This window comes from Neobacillus drentensis (assembly GCF_036965425.1).
In the GTDB taxonomy this organism is placed as follows: Bacteria; Bacillota; Bacilli; order Bacillales; family Cytobacillaceae; genus Neobacillus; species Neobacillus drentensis_F.
The window spans coordinates 10545-36919 of record NZ_JBALPP010000107.1 but is presented as its reverse complement, the minus strand read 5'-3'; the positions used below and the strand labels follow the sequence as shown (position 1 = coordinate 36919).

General features: G+C 39.0%; 26 protein-coding genes. 24 read left to right on the top strand and 2 right to left on the bottom strand.

Going from position 1 to position 26375, the window contains the following annotated elements; translation table 11 throughout:
* Nucleotides 1–412: 412 nt before the first annotated feature.
* The 10 genes from recA to V7161_RS23180 all read left to right on the top strand — a co-directional run bounded on the left by recA (nt 413) and on the right by V7161_RS23180 (nt 11144).
* Nucleotides 413–1456, top strand: a complete 1044-nt coding sequence (gene recA, locus V7161_RS23225; RefSeq protein ID WP_335715209.1) for a recombinase RecA — start codon at nt 413–415, stop codon at nt 1454–1456.
* Between the two features lie 321 nt (nt 1457–1777).
* Entirely contained in the window at nt 1778–3337 is a 1560-nt protein-coding gene (gene rny / locus V7161_RS23220) for a ribonuclease Y (protein ID WP_335715208.1), read from the top strand.
* A 110-nt stretch (nt 3338–3447) separates the two neighbouring features.
* Entirely contained in the window at nt 3448–4245 is a 798-nt protein-coding gene (locus V7161_RS23215; protein WP_289982240.1) for a TIGR00282 family metallophosphoesterase, read from the top strand.
* Nucleotides 4246–4404: 159 nt separating this feature from the next.
* Nucleotides 4405–4665, top strand: coding sequence for a stage V sporulation protein SpoVS (spoVS, locus tag V7161_RS23210; protein ID WP_038541258.1), 261 nt, complete (start codon nt 4405–4407; stop codon nt 4663–4665).
* 521 nt (nt 4666–5186) lie between these two features.
* Complete coding sequence (locus tag V7161_RS23205; RefSeq protein WP_335715206.1) at nt 5187–6923, top strand: 2-oxoacid:acceptor oxidoreductase subunit alpha; 1737 nt, start codon at nt 5187–5189, stop codon at nt 6921–6923.
* Nucleotides 6924–7790 carry a 2-oxoacid:ferredoxin oxidoreductase subunit beta gene (locus tag V7161_RS23200; RefSeq protein WP_335715205.1) on the top strand — a complete coding sequence of 289 codons (867 nt, stop codon included), beginning with the start codon at nt 6924–6926 and terminating at the stop codon, nt 7788–7790.
* 307 nt (nt 7791–8097) lie between these two features.
* Complete coding sequence (gene miaB, locus V7161_RS23195) at nt 8098–9642, top strand: tRNA (N6-isopentenyl adenosine(37)-C2)-methylthiotransferase MiaB (RefSeq protein ID WP_335715204.1); 1545 nt, start codon at nt 8098–8100, stop codon at nt 9640–9642.
* Between the two features lies 1 nt (nt 9643).
* The gene (locus V7161_RS23190) at nt 9644–10099 is read left to right on the top strand and encodes a RicAFT regulatory complex protein RicA family protein (RefSeq protein ID WP_335715203.1); all 456 of its coding nucleotides are present in this window, start codon (nt 9644–9646) and stop codon (nt 10097–10099) included.
* Between the two features lie 205 nt (nt 10100–10304).
* Complete coding sequence (locus tag V7161_RS23185) at nt 10305–10847, top strand: outer spore coat protein CotE (protein ID WP_223588432.1); 543 nt, start codon at nt 10305–10307, stop codon at nt 10845–10847.
* 96 nt (nt 10848–10943) lie between these two features.
* Entirely contained in the window at nt 10944–11144 is a 201-nt protein-coding gene (locus V7161_RS23180) for a hypothetical protein (protein WP_223588430.1), read from the top strand.
* A 17-nt stretch (nt 11145–11161) separates the two neighbouring features.
* Here V7161_RS23180 and V7161_RS23175 read toward each other — a convergent pair whose 3' ends face one another.
* Nucleotides 11162–11713, bottom strand: a complete 552-nt coding sequence (locus tag V7161_RS23175; protein ID WP_335715202.1) for a GNAT family N-acetyltransferase — start codon at nt 11711–11713, stop codon at nt 11162–11164.
* 164 nt (nt 11714–11877) lie between these two features.
* On the opposite strand from V7161_RS23175, the gene V7161_RS23170 reads away from it, so the two are divergent.
* The 10 genes from V7161_RS23170 (at nt 11878) to ypfJ (ending at nt 20215) form a co-directional block, all read left to right on the top strand.
* The gene (locus V7161_RS23170; RefSeq protein WP_335715201.1) at nt 11878–12534 is read left to right on the top strand and encodes a serine/threonine protein kinase; all 657 of its coding nucleotides are present in this window, start codon (nt 11878–11880) and stop codon (nt 12532–12534) included.
* Nucleotides 12531–13274: a prolipoprotein diacylglyceryl transferase gene (locus tag V7161_RS23165; protein ID WP_335715200.1), complete on the top strand. Its 744-nt coding sequence runs from the start codon at nt 12531–12533 to the stop codon at nt 13272–13274. The genes V7161_RS23170 and V7161_RS23165 overlap by 4 nt, the downstream gene beginning before the upstream one ends.
* A complete protein-coding gene (locus V7161_RS23160; RefSeq protein WP_335715199.1) occupies nt 13267–14688 on the top strand; it encodes a radical SAM protein in 1422 nt (473 codons plus the stop codon). The genes V7161_RS23165 and V7161_RS23160 overlap by 8 nt, the downstream gene beginning before the upstream one ends.
* A gap of 17 nt (nt 14689–14705) precedes the next feature.
* A complete protein-coding gene (locus tag V7161_RS23155; protein WP_223588420.1) occupies nt 14706–14987 on the top strand; it encodes a hypothetical protein in 282 nt (93 codons plus the stop codon).
* A 229-nt stretch (nt 14988–15216) separates the two neighbouring features.
* A complete protein-coding gene (locus V7161_RS23150) occupies nt 15217–15681 on the top strand; it encodes a flavin reductase family protein (protein WP_335715198.1) in 465 nt (154 codons plus the stop codon).
* 310 nt (nt 15682–15991) lie between these two features.
* Entirely contained in the window at nt 15992–16771 is a 780-nt protein-coding gene (locus V7161_RS23145) for a 2-keto-4-pentenoate hydratase (protein ID WP_335715197.1), read from the top strand.
* 77 nt (nt 16772–16848) lie between these two features.
* Nucleotides 16849–17832 carry a fumarylacetoacetate hydrolase family protein gene (locus V7161_RS23140; protein ID WP_335715196.1) on the top strand — a complete coding sequence of 328 codons (984 nt, stop codon included), beginning with the start codon at nt 16849–16851 and terminating at the stop codon, nt 17830–17832.
* Nucleotides 17833–17911: 79 nt separating this feature from the next.
* Entirely contained in the window at nt 17912–18709 is a 798-nt protein-coding gene (locus tag V7161_RS23135; protein WP_335715195.1) for an ABC transporter ATP-binding protein, read from the top strand.
* Between the two features lie 257 nt (nt 18710–18966).
* Nucleotides 18967–19185: a spore germination protein gene (locus V7161_RS23130; RefSeq protein WP_335715194.1), complete on the top strand. Its 219-nt coding sequence runs from the start codon at nt 18967–18969 to the stop codon at nt 19183–19185.
* Nucleotides 19186–19378: 193 nt separating this feature from the next.
* Nucleotides 19379–20215 carry a KPN_02809 family neutral zinc metallopeptidase gene (gene ypfJ / locus V7161_RS23125; RefSeq protein ID WP_335715193.1) on the top strand — a complete coding sequence of 279 codons (837 nt, stop codon included), beginning with the start codon at nt 19379–19381 and terminating at the stop codon, nt 20213–20215.
* 72 nt (nt 20216–20287) lie between these two features.
* Here ypfJ and V7161_RS23120 read toward each other — a convergent pair whose 3' ends face one another.
* Nucleotides 20288–20608 (bottom strand): winged helix-turn-helix transcriptional regulator, encoded by a 321-nt coding sequence (locus V7161_RS23120; protein ID WP_335715192.1) that lies wholly within the window; start codon nt 20606–20608, stop codon nt 20288–20290.
* 188 nt (nt 20609–20796) lie between these two features.
* Here V7161_RS23120 and V7161_RS23115 point away from each other — a divergent pair, with 188 nt between their 5' ends.
* From V7161_RS23115 to V7161_RS23100, 4 genes are all read left to right on the top strand, one after another.
* Entirely contained in the window at nt 20797–21894 is a 1098-nt protein-coding gene (locus V7161_RS23115; RefSeq protein ID WP_335715191.1) for an FAD-dependent monooxygenase, read from the top strand.
* A 32-nt stretch (nt 21895–21926) separates the two neighbouring features.
* The gene (locus V7161_RS23110) at nt 21927–22658 is read left to right on the top strand and encodes a GTP cyclohydrolase II (protein ID WP_335715190.1); all 732 of its coding nucleotides are present in this window, start codon (nt 21927–21929) and stop codon (nt 22656–22658) included.
* A gap of 99 nt (nt 22659–22757) precedes the next feature.
* A complete protein-coding gene (locus V7161_RS23105; protein ID WP_335715189.1) occupies nt 22758–23963 on the top strand; it encodes a helix-turn-helix transcriptional regulator in 1206 nt (401 codons plus the stop codon).
* Nucleotides 23964–24083: 120 nt separating this feature from the next.
* Nucleotides 24084–26207 carry a glycoside hydrolase family 3 protein gene (locus V7161_RS23100; RefSeq protein WP_335715188.1) on the top strand — a complete coding sequence of 708 codons (2124 nt, stop codon included), beginning with the start codon at nt 24084–24086 and terminating at the stop codon, nt 26205–26207.
* The last annotated feature ends 168 nt before the right edge of the window (nt 26208–26375 follow it).

Here is a 26375-nt window from a genome sequence, read left to right as displayed (position 1 = left end):
AAAGGGTGTTTCATTGCCCGGGAGCGGGGTAAAAGCATTTGGACGGTAAATGAAAGTTCGTTTCATTGCCCGAGAGCGGGGTAAAAGCATTTGGACGGTAAATGAAAGAACGCTTCATTGCCCGAGATCGAGGAAAAAGTGTTTGGACGGTAAATGAAAGATCTTACACCTTTGAATCAGTTTTCAGATAACTTCATGAAAAGTAGTTTTCTCTGCAAGAACATCAAGAAAAACCGTTTATCATGGGTATATCTGCCTGTTTTTCCAGTATAAATAGTTTAGAAAAAAGTCGAATGAATGTTCGATTTTTTGCTCGACAAATACCCAAAAAGAGGTTATATTATTAATAGGTTTTACTTGATAGATTTAGGCAATAAGCTTGTGTTTATATAGATAAGGGAGGAAATAATTCGTGAGTGATCGTAAAGCGGCCTTAGAAATGGCGCTAAAACAAATCGAAAAGCAATTTGGTAAAGGCTCAATTATGAAAATGGGTGAGCAAACAGAAACAAAAATTTCAACTGTTCCATCTGGATCATTAGCACTTGATACTGCACTTGGGGTAGGCGGATATCCTAGAGGTCGAATAATCGAAATTTATGGGCCAGAGAGCTCTGGTAAAACAACCGTAGCCCTTCATGCCATCGCTGAAGTCCAAGCAAAAGGTGGACAAGCGGCATTTATCGACGCTGAGCATGCCCTGGACCCAGCTTATGCCCAAAAATTAGGCGTTAACATTGATGAACTATTATTATCCCAGCCAGACACTGGTGAACAAGCGTTAGAAATCGCTGAAGCACTAGTACGAAGCGGAGCAATCGATATTATTGTTATTGACTCAGTAGCTGCTCTAGTACCAAAAGCAGAAATCGAAGGCGAAATGGGAGACTCACACGTAGGTTTACAAGCTCGGTTGATGTCTCAAGCACTTCGTAAACTTTCAGGTGCTATTAATAAATCAAAAACTATCGCAGTCTTTATCAACCAGATTCGTGAAAAAGTCGGTGTTATGTTCGGGAACCCAGAAACAACTCCAGGGGGCCGCGCCCTCAAGTTCTATTCCACCGTCCGTCTGGAAGTACGCCGTGCTGAAGCACTAAAGCAAGGCAATGACATAGTCGGAAACAAAACAAAAATCAAAGTTGTAAAGAACAAAGTTGCCCCGCCATTCCGTACAGCAGAAGTTGATATTATGTATGGAGAAGGAATTTCAAAAGAAGGCGAAACCATCGATTTAGGTTCCGAACTAGATATCGTTTCTAAGAGCGGTTCTTGGTATTCTTATAACGATGAAAGACTAGGCCAAGGCCGTGAAAATGCTAAGCTTTACCTAAAGGAAAATCCTAGTATCCGCCTTGAAATTCAACAAAAGATCCGTGATCACTATGGCCTAGATGGCGATAAAACAGTGACTGAAGCTGATGATGACGAGCAATTTGAGTTACTAGATCAATAAAATGAAGAGCAAAGCCCAGAAACGGGTTTTGCTCTTTTTAAACAAAATGGATAAAAATACATAAAAACTAATAATTATGAACCCGATCCCAAACAATTAAAATGAAGAAGAGATGACGAATTCGAAATATTTCAAAAAGCTATTTGGACAAAACCTTGACAATGTATATTCCCACAATTACAATTAACATGTATATTTTACATTTTTGGAAATATGACAATTTGAAAAGCCTTAGTGCTTGCTGTATGTTGAGTCTAAACAATGTACATGCCGACACTTAAAAAAATGTAACAAAAGTTCATAGCAAGAGGAGGTGTAACGATGGACCCAATTACTATCATCTCCATTTTGCTTGGCCTTATCGTCGGTGCCGTTGTTGGCTATTTTATTCGTAGATCCATTGCTGAAGCAAAAATAGCAGGAGCAAAGAATGCTGCAGAGCAGATTCTTGAAGATGCGAAACGTGATGCTGATTCATTAAAAAAGGAAGCCCTGTTAGAGGCAAAGGATGAAATTCACAAGCTTCGAACTGAAGCGGAGCGTGAGGTTCGTGAACGAAGAAATGAACTGCAAAAACAAGAAAACCGTTTACTGCAAAGAGAAGAGAATTTAGATCGAAAGGATGAAGCGTTAAATAAGCGTGAAATTCTATTAGAAAAGAAGGATGATTCTCTAAACCAAAGACAACAGCATATTGAAGAGATGGAAAGCAAAGTGGACGAGTTGGTACGAACACAACAAACAGAACTTGAACGAATTTCGAGCTTAACTCGCGAAGAAGCTAAGTCGATCATAATAGACCGCATGGAACAAGAACTATCCGTTGAAACTGCGGTTATGATCAAGGAAAGCGAAAATCGTGCAAAAGAGGAAGCTGATAAAAAAGCGAAGGAAATCCTTTCGTTAGCAATCCAACGTTGCGCTGCTGACCATGTTGCGGAAACGACAGTCTCTGTCGTCAACCTTCCAAATGATGAAATGAAAGGCCGTATCATTGGCCGTGAAGGTCGAAACATCCGTACACTTGAAACATTAACAGGAATTGATTTAATCATTGACGATACTCCTGAAGCTGTTATTCTATCAGGCTTTGACCCTATTCGTCGTGAAACGGCCCGCTTAGCACTTGAAAAGCTTGTACAAGATGGCCGTATCCACCCTGCAAGAATTGAGGAAATGGTTGAGAAGTCTCGTCGCGAAGTGGATGAGTATATCCGTGAAGTGGGTGAACAAACCACATTTGAAGTGGGTGTTCATGGACTTCATCCAGATCTTATCAAAATTCTTGGCCGCTTAAAGTTCCGTACAAGCTACGGTCAAAATGTACTAAAGCATTCCATGGAAGTGGCACAGCTTTCCGGTTTGCTTGCCGCTGAACTTGGTCAAGATGAAACATTAGCGAGACGTGCTGGATTGCTTCATGATATTGGTAAAGCAATTGACCATGAAGTGGAAGGAAGCCATGTTGAGATAGGAGTAGAACTTGCTACGAAGTACAAGGAACACCCTGTAGTTATCAACAGTATTGCTTCACATCATGGTGATACAGAGCCAACTTCAACCATTGCGGTTTTAGTTGCTGCTGCTGATGCCTTATCAGCTGCAAGACCAGGTGCTCGTAGTGAAACGCTTGAAAACTATATTCGTCGTCTTGAAAAGCTTGAAGAGATTTCAGAATCCTATGAAGGTGTTGAGAAATCCTTTGCTATTCAGGCAGGTCGTGAAGTGCGGATTATCGTCAGACCAGATACAATTGACGATCTTGCAGCACATCGCCTTGCACGCGATATTCGCAAGCGCATCGAAGAAGAGCTCGATTATCCAGGACATATTAAAGTTACAGTTATCCGTGAAACACGGGCTGTAGAATATGCAAAATAAAGCGGTGCGTATGCACCGCTTTATTTTTTGAGGACTCTTATACGATTAAATACTAGTTAACTGTGATACAATTTAATCAATACTATTTTTATTTATGAAAGGGCAATAACATGAATTTATTATTTATCGGTGATGTTGTCGGTTCACCCGGAAGAGATATGGTGAAGGAGTACTTGCCAAAGCTTAAAGAAAAATATCGACCTCATTTAACGATTATCAATGGTGAAAATGCAGCAGGTGGAAAAGGGATTACTGAAAAAATTTACCGTCAATTTTTAGAACAAGGTGCTCAGGCTGTAACATTGGGGAACCATGCCTGGGATAATCGAGAAATTTTTGAGTTTATTGATACAGCTAAATATTTGGTACGGCCGGCAAACTTTCCAAAAGATACACCTGGGAAAGGTATTGTTTTTCTAAAAATAAATGAATTAGAAGTGGCGATCATTAATCTGCAGGGACGCACCTTCATGAATCCTATTGATTGTCCCTTCCAAAAAGCAGATGAACTCGTTACCCTTGCAAAAGCAAGAACTCCCTTTATATTTGTAGATTTTCATGCAGAAGTAACAAGTGAGAAGCAGGCAATGGGCTGGTACTTAGATGGAAGGGTATCTGCAGTTGTGGGGACCCACACACATGTCCAGACGGCTGACAATCGTATCTTGCCTGGGGGAACGGCCTATTTAACAGATGTGGGCATGACTGGCCCATATGACGGCATTTTAGGGGTGGAAAAAGAAGCCGTCCTCAAACGCTTCCTAACCAGCCTTCCAGTCCGGTTTGAAGTGCCTTCCGGAGGAAGAAACCAGCTTAGTGCTGTTTTAATTGATTTGGACCGAAAAACAGGTCTAGCTAAAAAGATACAACCAATTCTAATAAATGATGATCATCCATTTTATTCTTAAGAGCAAATCACGCGATTTGCTCTTTTTATTTTCCTTTTTATCGTCCAAGCCGGAATATGTCAATTTCTTATTGAATATAGTAGCAGTGGAATGCTATATACCTGATTTGTTCATGAAACTGCTCATGCGGGATCGGGATTTTACAAGGGGGAGCTAGGAATGGAAATATTAAAAGTTTCAGCAAAATCTAATCCTAATTCTGTAGCTGGTGCACTTGCCGGAGTTCTGCGTGAAAGAGGTGCAGCGGAAATACAGGCCATTGGTGCGGGTGCATTAAATCAAGCAGTAAAGGCAGTAGCCATTGCTCGAGGATTTGTAGCACCTAGCGGAGTTGATTTGATCTGTGTCCCTGCGTTTACCGATATTTTGATTGACGGGGAAGAACGCACAGCTATAAAGTTAATTGTCGAGCCGCGTTAAAAGGAAGTTCAGTATACAAAACGCGGAGAAAACGAAGCACCAATACTTATGCCTGACTGGGTTATATCCAGCAGGTTTTTTAATTTCTACTTTTTTACAAAATTGGATACTAATTTTCCACTTAGATACTTTGCTATTACAAATTATAAAAATACTATTCTGATATAGTACAACAAAGGGTTGAAATATCCATTTGGAATGTACCTTAAGAAGTGGATATAATTGAAAAACTGCATAAAAAAAGAGGATTGAACTGTTGTTATACATGTGACTAAGGTTGAAGAAAATATCAAAGTTAAAATAATAAAAAAATATACATATTTTAGACAATATTTCGCTTGAAAGGGTTGCAATTTTGAGTCCATAGGTCTAGAATTGAAAGCGTTTAGTACATATCCATTTTTCTAGATTTTAAGTCTTTAAAGCATTAAATAAACAAAATTCTAGTGATTTACTCGGAAAAGTGCTACACTATTAATGTTTAATTACTTATTTTTTACATATCCAAAGGGGTGTAAGTCATGATCAATCAACTTTCGTGGAAAGTTGGCGGACAACAAGGGGAAGGTATTGAAAGTACTGGGGAAATCTTTGCAATCGCACTGAATCGCCTAGGATATTACTTGTATGGTTATCGTCACTTTTCATCTCGTATCAAAGGCGGCCATACGAACAATAAGATTCGCGTGAGCACAACAGAAGTTCGTTCCATTTCTGACGATCTTGATATCCTTGTCGCGTTTGACCAAGAAACAATTGATTTGAATTACAAAGAACTTCACACTAAAGGTGTAATCCTTGCTGATGCAAAATTTGATCCAAAAAAGCCTGAAGATACAGAAGCATCTCTGTATGCGGTTCCATTCACAGAGATTGCTACTCAGCTAGGGACTTCTTTAATGAAGAACATGGTTGCAATTGGTGCAACATCTGCAGTATTAGACCTAGATATTCATGTATTTGAAGTAGTAGTTCGCGAGATTTTTGGCAAAAAAGGCGATCAAGTTGTTGCGAAAAACATGGATGCCATCAAAGCGGGCTTTGATTATATGAAAGAAAAAATGGATGCAAATGTCCCAACAATGGTACTTGAAAAAGCAGATGGCAAACATCGTATGTTTATGATTGGAAATGATGCGATTGCATTAGGCGCGATGGCTGCTGGATGCCGTTTCATGGCTGCATATCCTATTACACCTGCATCAGATATCATGGAATATCTAATTAAGAAATTACCTGCCGTTGGCGGTACTGTTATTCAGACAGAAGATGAAATCGCAGCTGCTACCATGACAATTGGAGCAAGCTACGGTGGGGTACGTGCTCTTACTGCTTCTTCAGGTCCTGGATTATCATTGAAAATGGAAGCAATTGGACTAGCTGGTATTACAGAAACTCCGCTTGTTATTGTGGACACACAACGTGGTGGTCCATCAACAGGGCTTCCTACAAAACAAGAACAATCAGATTTAATGGCAATGATTTATGGTACACATGGTGAAATTCCGAAAATCGTTATGGCTCCAAGTACCGTTCAAGAGGCGTTCTATGATACTGCAGAAGCGTTTAATCTTGCAGAAGAATATCAATGCCCAGTCATCGTTTTATCTGACCTTCAATTATCATTAGGGAAGCAAACAGTTGAGCCGCTTGATATCTCTAAAGTAGAAATTAGACGCGGTAAGCTCGTAACGGAAGAACTTCCTGAAATTGAAAACAAAGGCTATTTCAAGCGTTATGAAGTTACAGAAGATGGTGTTTCTCCACGTACAATCCCAGGTGTGAAAAATGGTATTCACCATGTTACTGGGGTTGAGCACGCTGAAACAGGAAAACCATCTGAATCTGCAACAAATCGGAATGCTCAAATGGATAAACGTTTCCGTAAGGTTGAAAATATTCGTTTTAACACACCTGTTTATAAAAATGCTCCACACGAGGATGCAGATCTGCTAATCGTTGGTTTTAACTCAACACGTGGTGTGATCGAAGAAGCGATGGAACGCTTAGAAAAAGATGGATTAAAAGTCAACCATGCTCAAATTCGTTTAATTCATCCATTCCCTTCAGACGAAGTGCTTCCACTTGTTCGTTCTGCCAAAAAAGTGATTGTAGTGGAAAACAATGCGACTGGACAGTTAGCAAATATCATGAAAATGAATATTGGTCATGCTGAAAAAATTACTAAATTCTTAAAATATGATGGAAATCCATTTCTGCCTCACGAAGTTCATTCAAAATGTAAGGAGTTGTTCTAAATGGCCACTTTTAAAGACTTTCGAAATGATGTTAAACCGAACTGGTGCCCAGGCTGTGGCGACTTCTCTGTACAAGCTGCAATGCAACGTGCGGCGGCAAATGTTGGTCTAGTACCGGAAAATTTAGCTGTCATTTCAGGGATTGGCTGTTCAGGCCGTATCTCTGGTTATATTAATGCTTACGGATTCCATGGAATCCATGGTCGTTCACTTCCGATTGCCCAAGGTGTTAAAATGGCCAATCGTGATTTAACAGTTATCGCTTCTGGTGGTGACGGGGATGGTTATGCAATTGGTATGGCTCATACCGTTCATGCCATTCGCCGTAACATTGACATTACCTACGTTGTTATGGATAACCAAATTTATGGCTTAACCAAAGGACAAACATCTCCACGTTCGGCAGTTGGATTTAAAACAAAATCTACTCCGATGGGGTCAATCGAACAATCCATTTCACCTATGGAATTAGCTTTAACAGTAGGAGCAACCTTTGTTGCACAAAGTTTCTCTACTGATTTAAAAGACCTAACAGCATTAATTGAAGCGGGGATTAATCACAAAGGCTTCTCATTAATCAATGTATTTAGCCCGTGCGTAACCTATAATAAAGTAAACACCTACGACTGGTTTAAAGAAAACTTAACGAAGCTTAGTGATGTTGAAGGATATGATCCATCAAACCGTGAAATGGCAATGCAGACATTAATGAAGCATAACGGCTTAGTTACTGGACTTATTTACCAAAATACGGAACGTCCATCTTATCAAGAATTACTAACTGGATACTCAGAAGATCCGTTAGTAGATGCAAATCTAAACCTTGATCAAGCACACTTCGATAAATTAGTTGCAGAATTTATGTAATAATAATGAAAATCCCGGGAAATTGTTTTTCTCGGGATTTTTTTCATTAATTTAGTGAAAAACATCACATATAAAATGACACTCTTCCATTATCATTATTATTTGGCGGCATTATTATGTTTACATAATTGTCTATATATCAGCGTGTTTACAGGGATTGCTATTGTTTTCAGTCATGTAAACCTTTATACTATAATAATGTGCAGATAGAGCAATCGGCATCCTATCTTTATAGCACAGGTAAATAATTACAAACAATAATCTTATAGACGTATTTTATTTTTAAAAGAAAGGGGTCTTTACACACATGAATGAAAAGCAACGATTAGAAGGTCAGCAAGTAGCAGCTGCTAATTCTTCGGACAAAAAATCCGCAAAGGACTACAGCAAATACTTTGAGCAAGTCATTACCGCACCTTCCTTAAAAGATGCAAAAAAGCGTGGTAAAGAAGAAGTTAAATATCATAATGATTTTGCTATTCCTGAAGAATTTAAAGGAATGGGTGAAGGCAGAAAGTTCTATATTAGAACATATGGCTGCCAAATGAACGAGCATGATACAGAAGTTATGGCCGGAATCTTTTTAGCATTAGGCTATGAACCAACTGACAACACAGAAGATGCAAATGTTATCCTTCTAAATACTTGTGCTATTCGTGAAAATGCGGAAAACAAAGTATTTGGCGAACTTGGCCACTTAAAAGCATTGAAAATGGAAAAGCCAGACTTACTACTAGGTGTATGCGGATGTATGTCTCAAGAGGAATCTGTAGTTAATAAAATCTTGAAAACGTATCAACAAGTTGACATGATATTTGGAACTCACAATATTCACCGCTTACCTAATATTTTGCATGAAGCTTATATGTCAAAGGAAATGGTAATTGAAGTATGGTCTAAGGAAGGAGACGTTATTGAAAACCTTCCAAAAGTCCGCCGCGGAAATATCAAAGCATGGGTTAACATTATGTACGGTTGTGATAAATTCTGTACGTATTGCATTGTTCCGTATACACGTGGTAAAGAAAGAAGCCGTCGTCCAGAAGAAATTATCCAAGAGGTGCGCCATCTGGCAGCACAAGGGTACCAGGAAGTTACGTTACTTGGTCAAAACGTAAATGCTTATGGTAAGGATTTAGAAGGCATTAACTATGGTTTAGGCGACTTGATGGATGAATTACGTAAGATTGATATTCCAAGAATTCGTTTTACAACGAGCCATCCACGTGATTTTGATGATCGCTTGATTGAAGTTCTTGCCAAAGGCGGAAATTTAATGGATCATATCCATTTACCAGTTCAATCTGGGTCAACAGATGTATTAAAAATTATGGCTCGTAAATACACAAGAGAACAATATTTGGAGCTTGTAAAAAAGATTAAAGCAGCCATTCCTAATGTTGCTTTGACTACAGATATTATTGTTGGGTATCCAAACGAGACGGATGAACAGTTTGAAGAAACAATGTCTCTTTATAAAGAAGTTGGTTATGAATTAGCCTATACATTTATTTACTCTCCACGGGAAGGAACTCCTGCTGCCAAAATGGAGGATAATGTTCCAATGGAAGTAAAGAAAGCGCGTCTACAGCGTTTAAATGCTCTTGTAAATGAACTTTCACTCGAAGCAATGAAAAAGCACGAGGGTCAGGTTCTTGATGTACTTATCGAAGGCGAAAGTAAGAATAACCCTGATGTCCTTGCCGGGTACACTTCAAGAAACAAGCTTGTGAACGTCGTAGCGCCTAAAACAGCTATCGGAAAAATCATCAAAGTAAAGATTACAGAAGCCAAAACATGGTCATTAAACGGAGAAATGGTTGAAGAACTAGAAGCAGCAGAGGTGAAATAAGGTGGCGAAGTATACTAAAGACGATATCGTCGCTCGTGCTACAGAATTAGCACGCATGATTGCAGAAACAGAAGAAGTAGACTTTTTTAAACGAGCAGAAGCACAAATTCATGAAAATCCTAAGGTTAAAACATTAATTTCAGATATTAAAGGTTTGCAAAAGCAAGCAGTGAACCTTCAACATTATGGGAAACCAGAAGCATTGAAAAAGGTGGAAGACAAAATTGCATCTATCGAACAGGAATTGGATGAAATTCCAGTTGTTCAAGACTTTAAGCAGTCTCAAGTGGATGTAAATGAATTGCTTCAGATTATTGCTTCAACCATTTCGAATACTGTAACCGACGAAATCATCATTTCCACTGGTGGGAATGTATTGATGGGGGAAACAGGTGCCAGCATGAAAAGTGGCGGCGGAGAATGCGCCAGCCACGACGACTGCGATCACGATCATTAATCAATAGAGCCAGGCTTATAGCATAAGCCGGCTCTATTTTTTTTACCTTTTTTTAAAGTACAAGTCAAAAAGGCACATACCTATATAACCCGCATAAAATGAATCATATCTAAACATTTAACCAGTATTTCCAAAATTATATATCACACTAGTCTATAAATTAGCATAGGATGAATTGAAACTGAAAGAGGAGGGTTCGCGCGAAATGGGAGATTACAGAGAGATATTTGCAAAAGCCGTCGTAGCGAAAGGACGTAAATTTACCCAGTCCAATCATACAATAAGCCCGGCACACAGTCCAACCAGCATCCTTGGCTGTTGGATTATCAACCATAAATACAACGCGAAGAAAGTCGGCAAGACTGTAGAGATACACGGCTCGTATGACATCAACGTTTGGTACTCTTTTAACGATAACACCAAAACAGAAGTAGTAACTGAACGTGTTACTTATACAGATGTCATTAAGTTAAAGTACCGTGATCATGACTGCTTGGATGACAATGAGATTGTTGCTCGCGTGCTGCAGCAGCCGAATTGTACGGAAGCAGTCATCTCCCCAAATGGCAATCGCATCATTGTACATGTGGAAAGGGAATTCCTTGTTGAAGTGATTGGCGAAACAAAAATTTGTGTTGCCGTCTCTAAAAGCCATAAATGTGATGACGATGACTGGGGACCGGATGTTGACGACGAGGAATTTGAAGAATTAAATCCAGATTTCTTAGTCGGCGGGGAAGAGGAATAACATGAACTAGGAGGTTTTTACTTCCTAGTTTTTTTCTTTTTAAAACGTGAATTTTTTCCAGCAAAAGGATGCACCTTAATTCTAGGAGGTGCAAAAATGGAACCGAGACAGCCCGGAAATAAGAAAATAGCTGATTTTGATCAGTTAAATGACAGAATAATCGCAGAAAGCTCATCAGAGCCAATGCTAGTCATCAAAACAAATCTTGACCCGAAGGACCCAACCGAAAATAATCCATATTATCATAATGAGGATGTAAAAAATCCAAAAGCATTTAAGGAATATTTCGAAGAATAAGAGGAGCCAGGAACCCTTTATTCCTGGCTTTTTGTCCATTCTGATTTTAGCAATGACAAAACATATGTATCATGATTTTGATCATTTTGTCTAATGTAGCCCCGCAGCAACCCTTCATTCGTAAAGCCAATTTTACTTAGGAGATGTAGAGATGCCTCATTTTCTGGATATACAATGGCCCCGATTCGAAATAAGTCCAACTGGTCAAATGAAAATCTTAGTACCTCATTTATTGCCTCGGATGCATACCCTTTTTTCCAAAAGGCTGGATGCAATTCATAGCCGATTTCGGCGCGTTTATATTTCAAATTCAGGACATTTAAACCGATTGTACCAATAATCCTTTGATTTTCCTTCAGTTTGATTCCCCAACGTATCCCGCGTTTTTCAAGAAAGTTTTTCTGAAACATGTCAATTAATCGTGTAGCTTCCGCTTGTAATTTGAAGGGGTCGGTCCCATAAAACCTCGTAACTTCTTCTAATGATAAAATTTCATAAATGCTATCCATGTGTTTATGCGTTATTTCAATTAATTTCAGCCTTTTCGTTCCTAAAGTGGGAAAATCCAATTGTTATCACCCCTTATTTATCAGTGTAATGGGTGAGGTATTAAAAATAAAGATATTATCAATCTAGGAATAACATTTTTTCTTGCTTGAAGGTAAGATAAGATGAGAAAATAATTTTAACAAATGATGCCAGTCTTATTTTTTCTTGGATTGAGGGTGTGTAAATGCAGATAGGCAAATATATATCATTAATAGAGACCGAGTTATTACCGCAAATTTTTCTAACGACTCCGAGCCCTTTCGATCCTATCATCGTCGAAAATCGTTCAAGCTCTTGGAAAACGGTTGGAAGCGGTAATTATGCTGGGGTTTTTTCGAACGATATGAATCCTTTATTGGTTGTAAAGGTATACGGAAGAGATCCTGATGAGCTAAAAAAGGAAATTGAAGTCTATAAAAAACTAGGGGACCATAAAGCATACTCCCATCTCTATGCTTACAGTGACAGCTATTTAGTTTTAAAAAAAATTGACGGGATTACTTTATTTGACGCTTTAGTAAAGGGTGTACCAATTCCGGAGAGTGTAATTGAGGATATTGATAATGGGCTGGAATATGCTCGATCGGTCGGATTGAATCCCTTCGATGTTCACGGCAAAAATGTCGTCATGTCAAACGGACGCGGATATATCGTGGACGTGTCAGATTTCTACAAGCAGGGCTATTGCAGTAAGTGGGATGATTTGAAAAAAGCGTATTACAAGATTTATAGACCTTTTCTTAAAAAATACCATCCTTCGATTCCTTTTTATGTTGTGGATGGTATTAGAAAAGGGTACCGTTTATACAGGAAATTATTTCGAAAGGCGGGGAAAATGTGAATTTTCCTTTCTATATTTTCGGCATCCATCCCCATTGGTTATTTGAATCATTAGCGTACTTTATTGGCTTTCGTGTGTATTTATACACACGAAATAAAGAAAGAATACCAATGGATAAAGCCTTATGGGTTATTGTTGGTGCCACTTTAGGTGCAGCCCTTGGTTCGAAATTTCTCTATTGGCTGGAGGATCCGAACAAAACATTGGAAAACTGGGATAATCTTGTTTACCTAATTGAAGGAAAAACCATTGTGGGTGGTTTGTTAGGTGGATTAATAGGGGTTGAAACAGCGAAAAAATGGATCGGATGGACCCGTTCCACTGGTGATGATTTTGTTCTCCCATTAGCAGTTGGAATGATGATTGGAAGAATTGGCTGCTTTTTAACTGGTTTGGATGACCATACTTATGGGATTGCTACGTCATGGATAACCGGTGTTGACTTTGGGGATGGAATCAAACGCCATCCAACTCAATTATATGAGATTGTCTTCCTGGGGATTGTAGCCATGCTGCTTTTTCAAATGAAAAAGAAAAATATCGGCTGGGAAGGATTGCTGTTCCAGCTATTCATGTTAAGTTACTTCATGTTTCGCTTCATGATTGATTTTATCAAACCAACTCCGCATCCCTATTGGATCCTTAACAATATTCAGCTTGCCAGTTTACTAGGAATCGCATATTACATATGGCTTATACATAAAAAACAAACAGAAAAAAGGAGTGAAATCCATGCCTAACCGTCCTTATTTATTTTATGAGTTAACAAACAGTATTTGTTCGACCTGTTTACGGAAGGTGGAAGCGAAAGTTATTATTGAAAACGAAAAAGTCTTCCTCGTGAAGCACTGTATCCACCATGGGAGAGAAAAGGTTTTGATTTCAACGGATGTCGAATATTATAAATGGTGCCGTGAGTTCATCAAGCCTTCGGAAATGCCGTACCGCTGGAATACACCAATTAAATATGGCTGTCCGTATGATTGCGGCCTTTGCCCAGACCATGAACAGCACAGCTGTTTGACCTTGCTAGAAATTACCGAGAAATGCAATCTGCAATGTCCTATTTGCTATGCCGAGTCATCCCCCCATAAAGGCGGCTTCCGCAGTCTGGAAAAAATTGAATTTATGCTTGATAACATTATTAAAAATGAACGCAATCCTGATATTGTTCAGATTAGCGGCGGAGAACCAACGATACATCCGCAATTTTTTGAAATACTTGATATGGCAAAATCAAGACCAATCAGGCATATTATGGTGAATACTAATGGGCTCCGTATTGCAAATGATAAAGAATTTGTGAAGCGTTTGGCCGCCTATTCTCCAGGTTTTGAAATCTATCTTCAATTTGATAGTTTTGAAAAAGAAGCACTTGAGGAATTAAGGGGTGTAGATTTAAGAGATGTTAGACAAAAAGCGATCGAGAATTTAAATGAATATAATATTTCGACTACGCTAGTTGTGACTTTGAAAAAGGGGTTGAATGACCAGGAAGTAGGAAAGATCATTCAATATGGTCTGAAACAAAAATGTGTCAGAGGAGTCACTTTCCAACCAATTCAAGCAGCTGGCAGGTTGGAAGATTATGATCCATCAACAAATCGCTTAACGTTAAGTGAAGTCCGTCAAATGATTATCGACCAATCAAATGTGTTTGGCACAAAGGATATCATTCCTGTTCCATGTCACCCGGATTGTCTTGCCATGGGTTACGCGCTTAAACTAAATGATATAGTAACTCCGTTAACAGGATTAATTGATCCAAACATTCTGCTTGAAGGAGAGCGGAATACGATCGTTTTTGAGCAGGACGATAATATTAAAAATATGATTTTTAAATTGTTCTCTTTAAATCATTCTCCTGATTCCTCTGCGTTGTCACTGAAAGATTTATTATGCTGTCTGCCAAAGATAGCCATGCCTGGACCGATTGGCTATGACAATGTGTTCCGCGTCATCATTATGCAATTTTTAGATGCCTATAATTTCGATGTCCGCTCAGTCAAGAAATCCTGTGTTCATATCGCACATCCAGATGGCAGAATCATTCCGTTTGACACCTATAATTTATTTTACCGCGATGATAAAGAGCAGGAGCTTATGAAAATTCGAGCTGAGCTTGAGGGAAAAACCTTCATTAACGCTGAATAAAAAAGGAGTGGACGTATTTGAGTCAAAATCAGGGGAATCAGAAGGGGGGCTCATTAAAAGATCTATGGATTGGAATAGGGATCACACTCGGAATTTATCTTATTGGGTTACTAGTATTATTAATTGGGTCACCTTTTTTTCTTGGTTATGTAGGTTTAGCTGCAATCGCCCTTTTGGTGATTCCAATTGTATGTTTCACCAAGGGAAAAAAGCGAATGGGCCAAGGTGCATTAATTGGGATTGGGTTAAATATTTTATTATTTTCCGCATGTTTTGGAATCCTCATTTCCAATATATAATTTGATGACCAGTAATGCAGCAGACACAATTTCTTTGTGCCTGCTTTTTAATATGCGCCCGGCAGAGTGGTTCATAAAGCCCACCAGCTAAGAATTTTAGCTTTGACGGTCGATAAGAGCGTTCATAAAGCCCCCAGCTCTAGCGGCACTTAAATTGATTAATTAATCATTTCAATATCACTGTAAACATATTCATTAAAGAGTATGTAAACAGGGAGTGGTGGAATTAATGGATGATCGTCAATTTCGTAACGTAATGGGGAAATTTGCTACAGGCGTAACAGTGGTGGCAACACAAGTGGATGGCAAAGTACATGGAATGACAGCAAATGCCTTCATGTCTGTCTCCCTTAATCCAAAACTGATAGTAGTTTCAATAGCTGAAAAAGCATCCATGCTGGAAAAAATAAAACAAAGCAAATCATTTTCGGTGAATATATTGGCTGCTGATCAGCAGGAATTGTCAATGATTTTTGCCGGACAACTGAAAGAACATCGTGAAGTACAGTTTGACTGGCTGGGAGGAATACCCGTTTTACATGGGTCGCTTGCGCAAATTACCTGTGAAGTCTCAGCTTCTCATGTAGAAGGTGATCATACTCTATTTATTGGGAAAGTAAAAGAAATTAACATAGTGGATTCTGAACCGCTTATTTATTTCAGTGGAAAGTACCGGAAATTAGCAGAGGAATAATCTCTATTTTGGAAAAAGTCTTTCAACTAAAATTTTACCTAAAACCTAATTCCGAAAAAGGCGCCAAGATATCAGGCGCTTTTTTTGAGTTTTAAGAAAAGATATTTTATTTATTAAAAATAAAAAGTATTTTGAATTTATTGACAAGTATACTTACACGACTGTAGAATTACAGCAAGTAAAAGGAAACGCTTTTATGAAGTTTAATTTGAGGGAAATTCCTTAACTAAAATTTTAGTCTGTTGTTTTTGCATTAGCTGAAGAAAAAGCTGTTATAGCTTAGTCATAAGTTTTAATGGAGGGCATCCTAATGGATATTCAAAAAGCAGTAACTGCCTTATTAGAGGCGGAAATCCACAAAAAACCGATTGAGCCTTTCACGTCATCAATAGAAGTTATTTCTGTTGATGATGCCTATCAAATCCAGCTTCAGCAAATCCGCCGGAAGGTAGAAAATGGTTCGGTGATAGTTGGAAAAAAAATTGGCCTAACTAGTAAAGTCATGCAGGAAATGTTTAATGTAAATCAACCTGACTATGGACATATCCTAAATGATATGATTTTTGACGATGGTGAGACCATTTCGCTTAAACGATTTATTCAGCCGAAAGCCGAATTTGAAATTGCCTTTGTCTTGAAAAAAGATTTACATGGTCCTGGGATTACTTTAAGGGACGTAATCGATGCAACAGAATATGTTGTTCCGGCACTGGAAATCATCGATAGCAGGATAAAGGATTGGCAAATCAAGTTCGAGGATAGAGTAGCTGACAATGGTTCATCGGCAGGGGCGGTAATTGGTAAAAAAACGACCCCGATCAATGGTCATGACCTCGCAAGAATTGGGATGAGGGTTTATAAAAACGGGGAATTTTTAGATTCGGCAGTCGGAGCAGCGGTAATGGGACATCCGGCCATGGCGGTTGCCTGGCTGGCAAATGCGCTCGGAAGCTATGGAATTTCTCTTCATGCAGGAGAATTCATTCTAGCTGGAGCACTTACAAAGGCAGTTGTCATCGAACCTGGTGACACGTTCACGGCCGAATTTGATCATCTTGGTTCAGTATCTGCAACGTTTAATAGGAAATGAAATGGAGACTCCTTGTATGCAGAATGTAAGGAGTCTTTATATTAACTAAATTTTGATTAATGAAAGGGGACAGGAACATGGGGTTAAAGGTTGTAAGATTTGAAAAAGACAAAAAAGAACGATGGGGAGTTATTTCTGGCGAAAATATCAGTGTATTACAAGGTACATATAAGAGCTTAGCTGATTTTTTGGAAAAGGGGAAAGAGGAAGCAGTAAAAATAAAAGATCAGGAAAAAGCAGAGAGCATTTCATTAAATGAAGTAATTTTGTTGAGTCCGGTAACCAAGCCGGCAAGAATCATTTGTCAGGGTGTAAATTATGCGACACATCGATCAGAGACAGGGATGGAAGCAGCACGGCCGCCTTTCAATATGATTTTTAGTAAAGCCGATAGTTCTTTGTGCGGTGCATATAGTGAAATTATTCGTCCATCAAATGTAAAGCTTCTGGACTATGAACTTGAACTAGGGCTGGTAATCGGAGCGGATATTACAGAGCGAGTGGAAGTGACAGATGAAAATCTTCATCATTATATTTCCGGTCTGGTTATTGTAAATGACGTATCTGCCCGTGATGTACAATTGCCTCAGGGCCAATGGCTAAAAGGAAAAAGCTTTCGGACTTTTTGTCCTGTAGGTCCTTATCTTTACTTGCTTGAAAAGGATGAACTGCCGTTGATTCATGATCTTCAGCTTAATCTTTGGGTAAATGATGAATTAAGGCAATCCTGCAACTCAAGTCAACTATTATATAAACCTGCTGAAACACTAACCGAACTCTCAGAGGTTATGGATCTTTCTCCAGGGAATTTGATCGTAACCGGCACTGGCGGCGGGGTCGCACTAAATCTTTCACCAGAAGTAAATGCGCTGCTATCAAATTTGTCGGTCCCATATCAACAAAAGTTGGACTTGATTGTGGAGAAGCAATTAGAGGGCGGGAAATACCTAAAGGATGGAGATATCATTCGCAGCCAAATAAAAAGTTCAAATGGGAAAATTGATCTTGGTGAGCAAACAAATAAAGTGGTTAAGAGCAAAAAACTTGTTAGCACAAAATAGAAGGGTGAGTTTATTTATTTTTGAAAAATTCAGTTAGTGGAATAATTGAATTATAAAAAGATAGGAAAGGAGAAACAGGATGATTTTACAACTTGATAACGTCTCGTTGAAACGGGATGGAAAATGGATTTTGCAAAATGTGAACTGGCAAATTGAAAAAGGGGACCATTGGGTATTATTTGGATTAAATGGCTCTGGAAAAACATCTATCTTAAACCTACTTAACGCGTACTTTTTCCCGATAAAAGGGAAAATAAATGTATTAGGAATGGAATTCGGTAAAACCTACCTGGGTGAGAAGCTTCGAAAGCAGATTGGGTTTGTTTCGTCCTCCCTGCAAGAGAAATTCCATTCCGGAGATAATGCCTTTGAAGTGGTCCTTAGCGGAGCATTTGCTTCCATTGGACTATATGAAATCCCAACAGATGAAATGAGAGAAAGGGCAGGTTCTCTATTAGAGGTGCTTGGCTGCAACGCATATGCCAACCGAAATTATCAAACATTATCTCAAGGAGAAAGGCAGCGGGTCCTCATTGCCCGTGCCCTAATGGCTGATCCATCCTTGCTCATATTGGACGAGCCTACAAACGGATTGGACTTTATTGCGCGTGAGCAGCTGTTGGAATCGATCGAAAGTATTGCGGCACAGCCTGATGCGCCAGCCATTATCTATGTAACTCATCATGTGGAAGAAATCCTGCCTGTTTTCAATAAAACACTATTATTGAAAGAGGGGCAGGTTTATGCAACGGGAAATACAGAAGAAATGATTTCAAGTGATAATCTCACTCCCTTCTTCGGGCTCCCTGTCAACGTCTTTTGGGACAATAACCGGCCGCTGCTTTCTAAAAATAAACAGAAAGTTTTCTCAAGCTAATAAAAAAGAGGAATCAAGGTTCCCTCTTTTTCAATGGTTTAATTTCCTTTATAAGCAATTCGGAAAATTACAGCAAGCTCTCTCAATTAAGGTGCTTTGGATTGTGGTGTTCAATTGCGATTAGCGTCATTTCCTTTACAATTTGATCCACCATCTCTTGGGTGAATTTGCGGAATTTTATAAATTTAAATGCATGAACAAAATGGTAGAACCTGGCATACTTTGATTTAAGGAATTTAACTTAAAGGATGGTCTAGATGTCCGGTTTTCCAATTCAAGTCAAAATTGATACAGTGTCTGGCGGAGTTGTACAATTTGGCGGGGCAGTGTTTGTTTCCCCAAAAAATGCATTGAAGAGTACACATGGTTCAGGAGCTTCAAATACTGGTGTTAATATCCTAAATATTAATGGACCTAGTTCAACCACCACAGTAGATACTGATGTGATTGACCAGCCAATTGTTAATGATAACTAAAGTCATTATTGGTATATATTTTTTTGGATTTATAATATTCAATTAATGAAACCTCTTGCAAAAATTCTGGAAGGGGTTTTTATTTTTTATTAAGTAATTACCAGAATATAAACATTTTTATTTCTCTCTAATGTGGGAAAAACATAATGGAAATAGTTAATGTTAAAATCTCAACGCTTAGGGAGGTAAAAATATGATATGGAAGGGAAGACGGCAAAGCACGAACGTAGAAGATCGAAGAGGTATGGGTGTTGGCGGCAAAACCATGATTGGCGGTGGTATTGGCGGAGTGATTATTCTCATCCTCTTTACACTGCTCGGAGGAAACCCTGGAGATATCATTAGTAACACACCATCAAATACTAATTCAAATTTAAATGTTTCAAACGATGAATCAGCACAAGAGAAGGAACAAGCTGGCTTTGTATCTGTTGTCCTGGCTGATACAGAGGATGTATGGTCAGAAGAATTTAAGAAGAGAGGGCTGACATACGAAAATCCTAAGCTTGTTTTGTACAGGGGCAGTGTCCAGTCAGCCTGCGGGTCGGCCAGTTCAGCAGTAGGGCCGTTTTATTGTCCAGCTGACCATAAACTTTACATTGATTTAAGTTTTTATGAAGAACTAAAACAAAAATTCCAGGCACCTGGCGATTTTGCGATGGCCTACGTGATTGCCCATGAGGTAGGACACCACGTCCAAACCCTCCTGCATTTGGGGGACAAGTCTTCCGCAGCAGAGAAACGAACGAATGAGTACTCTGTACGGTTTGAATTGCAGGCCGATTATTTGGCGGGTGTTTGGGCTCACTATGCAGAAGGGAAAGGCTATCTTGAAAAAGGAGACCTTGAAGAGGCACTGAATGCGGCAAAGGCTGTCGGTGACGATAATATTCAGAAGAAAGCACAAGGATATGTCGTTCCTGAAAGCTTCACCCACGGAACCTCAGAGCAGAGAAAACACTGGTTTAATAAGGGATTTGAAAATGGTACAATTGAGGGCGGAGATACCTTTAAAGCGGCAAACCTTTAAGGTTTTAAACCGTTGGAATGAAGAAAGAATGAATCTTTAGGGCGTAAGCCTATTTAGATTCATCCTTTATTATTAATTTGGTTCTATAGGCAGCCAAGTTTGGGACCACTTTTCTATTTCTTTAATAATCGGCTGTAAAGCTTTCCCTTTTTCGGTTAAGGAATATTCAATTCGTACTGGTGTTTCAGGGAATACTTCGCGTTTAACGATATCAAGATTTTCTAAATCCTTAAGTCGCTCCGAAAGAACCCTCCCACTTATTCCCATTGAAGATTCTAACGCGCAGAAGCGTTTCGGTCCTGATAAAAGCTGATAAAGGATAAGACCTGTCCATCGTTGGCTCAAAATTCCCATCGCTTTTTCGAATCGAGGACAAATGATAGACTGATTCATTGTTCATCACCCTTTATTAGTATATTACTATTAATTGTATAATTACAATACATAACAAATTAATTTGACATAAGTAAGTTTTAAAAATATAATTACTTACATAAAGTAACTAACTAATTTTATTTTACTCTAACCAATTGGTTTTATCAATATGTCATTAACATAATGAAAAAAAGGGGTTTTCAATCATGAATATGGAGTCGGATGTTTGCATTGTTGGTGCAGGTCCCGGCGGCGCCCTTTTAGGATATTTGCTTGCGAAAAAAGGTATTTCAACGATTGTTCTCGAACGTCATGAGGGAATAGACAAGGAATTTAGGGGCGAACATCTTAACCAGGACGGAGAACGAATTTTAAAAAAACATGGTCTTTATCATCAAGTCGAGCTAGCTGGCCTGCTATTAATGGACCGAATCGAATATAGTTACAACGGAGAGGTAATCAAAACCGTCACACCAGCTGATGGAGAGGAGCATGTGGGGATTCATGTTCCGCAAAAGAATTTGTTAAGTGCGTTGATTTCAGCTTCTGAATCCTTTGCGAATTACAAATTGTTGATGGGGACAAAGGTAACTGAGTTATTGTTTGATAAAGCTAGCGGCGTTGCCGGTCTGAAAGCTAATAAAGGCGATCAAGAAATGACCATTCGCAGTAAGGTTGTTGTGGGTGCGGATGGACGTTTTTCGTCAGTAAGAAAACTGGCGGACTTCTCCTTTACAACGATGAAACACGGGTATGATCTGCTATGGGCGAAAATCCCAAGCCCTGAAGGTTGGGAGCCGGTCATTAAAAATGCCCTTATCGATGGACAGCAGCTTGCATTATTTACCCAGGCAGGCGGGTTTATCCAGATTGGCTGGAATATTGAAGAGAACTCGTATCCAACTTTGAAAAAAAAATCTTTCGCTCCCTTTATTGAGCGAGTAATGGCGGCTTTTCCAGAGTTAACGGAAACGCTTCGATTGCGAATTCAATCCTGGAACGATTTTATTTTATTAAAGGTTCAAAGCAGTAAATGTCAAACTTGGGTGAAGGACGGAGTGGTCATTATGGGGGACGCAGCCCATACGATGAGTCCAACTGGAGCCTTTGGCATTAATTGTGCCTTAATGGATGCGGATGTTTTAGCTGATGTCCTTAGTGAGGCACTGGATAAACAGGACATAAGAGCTGTTCAATTAAAACAGTTTGAATTGACTCGCCGTGATGAAGTCGAACGACTACAGATGCAGCAGATTGTGAAAGAGAGAACGTATCAAGATAATTTTGTCGTTTCGGTATTATAATTTATAAATATATGAAATCGGGGGAAATCATAATGGAACAAGTACAATTAAATTCAAATGTTTTCTCTTTATTAGAAGATAAAATAAAAATGATAAAGAAAGGCAGTGAAGCCATTTACCTGGTTGGACCAATCAAGCTGCCTGTTAATTTAGATGGAAAAACGGTTGAGTTTAAGTGGTATAGCTGGCTGAAGAGCGAAAATGCAACGGAAGATTTTCAGCGTGTGATTAATCAACTATCATCTGCAAATCTAGCAGATTATCAGCAATCAAGTGTCCTAGTTTACGGAGATTTTGAATATGATGAGGATGCCTTAATTAGAATGCACTCGATCTGTCATACGGGAGACATCTTTGGCAGCAAGCGCTGCGATTGTGGCTATCAGCTTAAACAATCGATGAAAATGATTACTGAACATGGAACAGGGGCATTATTTTATTTAGCTAACCATGAAGGCAGAGGGATTGGCTTATTTAGTAAGGCAATCGCCTATATTCTACAGGAAAATGGCTTCGATACCGTAGAGGCGAATGAGGAGCTTGGTTTTGCGGATGATTCAAGGAATTACGATGATGCCATTGAAGTCCTTAAAGCGTTAAGATCTAAACCGGTAACACTCATTACCAATAATCCCAAAAAACTTAAAGCATTGAAAGCAGCAGGGCTTCCCGTATCCGGAAGAACTCCTCTATGGGGGGATATCTCCGAGTACAATAAAAAATACTTACAAACGAAAGTAAAAAAATCTGGCCATATGGGGTAGGCACACAAAATTATTCGTCATTGAAAAAAGCAAGGAGAAATTTTCCTTGCTTTTTTTCACATTATAAAGAGGTAGGAAAGAATTTGAAGGATGATGAAAGTGGATGAACTATTAAGTAAATGCTGGCTCATTAAAAATGCCTTTAACATAGATGTACAAGTGGTGGACCCTCAATTACAAACAATTGTGCACATATCAGATGACAGTGAGCCCTACATATTTATTGAAAGCCGAAAGAAAATGTATGTGGAAGTGCAAAAAGCGGTAGAAGAGGCAAATCAATATAGTTTTTGTTTTCATACAGATTCTTTTCAGCTTTCCTATTTGGCAGTTGGCCTGTATGAGGATGGACAGTTTCAAGGGATATTTTTAGCAGGGCCTTTCTTGAATGAGCGGGTTACGGACCAATTGATTTGGAATGTCCTGAAGAAAAATCATCTTGAAAATAGTTGGTTAAAGCCAATTGAGAAATTTTATAAATCATTACCTTATTTGGGACAATCCTACTTGGCAATCGGTGATTTGATTGTCAATTTATTAGTTAACCCAAGGGTTGCTTCTCAATTCATTACAACGAAAAAAGGTAATGAGCATTATCAGCCGGATGTACAGCCGCAGAATTATGATATGAATGGGTTTGAAGTTAAATTAAGGTATGAGGCAGAGAAGAAATTTTTGCATTTTATCGAATTAGGGGATAAAGAAAATGCCATGAAAGCTTTGATTGATTTTACAGGTGATTTTTCCTACAGAGTTCCGGGGAATCCTTTAAGGGCTAAAAAGAATCTTAGCTTTTCAAGCAATACGATGAATCGGTTGGCTGCTGCAAAGGGAGGTGTGGAACCTCAGTATTTACACGCGATTTCGGAAAAATTTGCCCTTAAGATTGAGGCAGCGGTTACAATGGCCGAATTAGATACGCTGAGCTTCAATATGGTAGATGAATATTGTGAGGCGGTTAAGAATTTTGCTGTTAAAGGGCACAGCAAAGTGGTAAGGAAAGCGTTAATGTATATCCATCTCAATTTTCAGGAACCCATCAATTTGCAAAGGATAGCAGATGAAATTGAGTTTAATCGATCTTACCTCGCGCAGAAATTTAAAGAAGAAATGAATATTGGTTTGATTGATTATCTTCATCAAAAGCGAATTAATGAGGCTGTTTTTCTTATGGAACAAGGGCGGTTATCCATCACTGACATTGGCTTGCAAGTGGGATTTAGCAGCTATAACTATTTTTGTAAAATATTTAAAGAGGTAAAAGGAATGACCGCTACAGATTTTATCAAGGCTGTACATAAATAGAAAAATAATTATTACCAGTAGGCGATTTTATATAAAAGTCAGCAATTTTGGGTGTGAAACCGTGTTCAAAACGCTAATATGAATCTAAGGGATATGCATCAAGCTTAGGAGGCGTTAATTATGGAACAAAAACATAAACAGCCGAATCTGGAAGTCAGAGTCAAGAATATCATTGAAGTTGATGGATTAAAATTTAAAGATTTGAATGGAAATGGGAAACTGGATCCTTATAAGGATTGGCGATTGAGTCCGAAAGAACGTGCGGAAAATCTAGTCTCATTAATGAATATCGATGAAAAGGTCGGTATGATGCTTATCAATACCCGTCAGATGGGCCTTTCTCAAAAAGATAAGAGCAAGACAAGCCATGAGGGAGTGTTGGATGAAGGTATTGTGGAGAAGGGTGAAAATATTTTTGCTGCTTCAAAAATATGGGGAACAACCCATACCATTGAAAACATGCATTTGCGGCACTTCATTCTACGCGATAATTGGAGCCCGGCTGAAATGGCAGAGTGGGTCAATACCATGAATGAGGTATGTGAGGGAACACGCCTTGGTATACCTTGTTTAATCGCATCGAATTCAAGAAATGAAAATACAGAATTTATCTTTGGTATGAATGATGCAGCTGGGATTTTCTCTACTTGGCCGGGAACATTAGGACTGGCTGCAGCTGCTAAAGGGGAGATTAAAAAGGGCGGAGATGCCTCCCTTATCAGCCAATTTGCCGAAATAGCCCATGATGAGTGGGATGCGGTAGGGCTTAGAAAGGGATATATGTACATGGCTGATACCGTCACAGACCCAAGATGGCAACGGATCTATGGTACGTTTGGTGAAGACCCGGAATTCATTTCGGATGCGATCGGCCGTCTTATTGATGGATTCCAAGGCGAGGAATTAGGAAACCATAGTATTGCGATGACAACCAAGCATTTTCCTGGAGGCGGAGCAAGGGAAAATGGATTTGATCCTCATTATGAAGAAGGAAAATGGAATCTATACCCAACGCCTGGAAGCTTAGAAAAGTATCACCTTCCTCCGTTTCAGGCAGCGGCAGACCATGGCACTTCATCATTTATGCCATATTACTCCATTCCAAGCATCAAAAAAAGTGTAGTACAAGAATTCCAAGGTGAAGACATCCCTTTTGAAGAGGTGGGCTTTACATTTAATCATTATTTCTTAAATCATATTCTTAGAGGAAAGCTTGGATTCAAAGGTTATATCAATAGTGACAGCGGTGTTACAAATAAAATGAGCTGGGGCGTTGAAACCTTAAGCGAAGCAGAACGTTTTGCAAGAGCGATCAATGCAGGGACAGATCTTGTTTCAGATACCAATGATGTTGAAAATCTTAAAAAAGCGATCGAAAACGGCTGGATCAGTGAAAAACGCATCAATGAAGCAAATGTACGACTCCTTACAGAAATGTTTGCTTTAGGTCTATTCGATGATCGCACCTACGTTTCACCAGATCATGCCGCTGAGGTCGTTAGTAATTCGGCTAACTGGGATGCTGCCTATGAAGCACATAAAAAATCTGTAACTGTTCTAAAAAACCACAATCAAACGTTGCCATTAACAACTGAAAAGCTTGATAATAAGAAGGTTTATATCGAAGTTTTTCACAAGGAACCAGAACGGTCAGCTTATTACACTGAAAAAGCAAGGAAAGAATGCCAAGAGCTCGGACAGTTTACTTTAACAGATAACTATGAAGAAGCTGACACAGCTATTTTGTTTTTAAGTCCAAAATCCGGTGCTTATTTCAACGCGACACCTGGACTATTAGAACTTGAGATATGTGAAAATAAAACCTTAACTGCTTTAGACGGTTCTACGTATCAGGAAACGACTTTGACTGGAATGGATCATCTCAAGGAAGTAGCAGACAGTATCCATATCCGTGGAGGAAAAGTCATTATAAGCGTGAATGTCATTCTGCCGTGGATCCTTAGAAATGTTGAACCTCTTGCAGATGTAATGATCGCTGGATACGATACCTACTATAAGGCACAGTATGAGGTCATGGCGGGCAATAGCCGTCCAGTAGGGGTATTACCGTTGACATTGCCTGCGAGTGAAGAAGTGATTGCAGTAGATGAAGATGGTAATTGTGTATCAAGAAACGATGTACCAGGTTACGACAAGGACCAATATATGCCTGAAGGACTTCAATATGCCTATAAGGATAGCGATGGGAATGTCTATAAACTTGGTCATGGACTGACATTTTAATACAGCTAAAGGCGGGGAGCGTTAAACCTTGAATATTCAGGGTTTAACGCTTTTTTTATTTTATTAAGTGATATTTGATATTTAAAAAACTGTCCCATATCCCAGAATCAGCTTATAAAGGCCGACAAGCACGAAAAAATAGAGGCGACGGTCGATAAGAACGGTTCA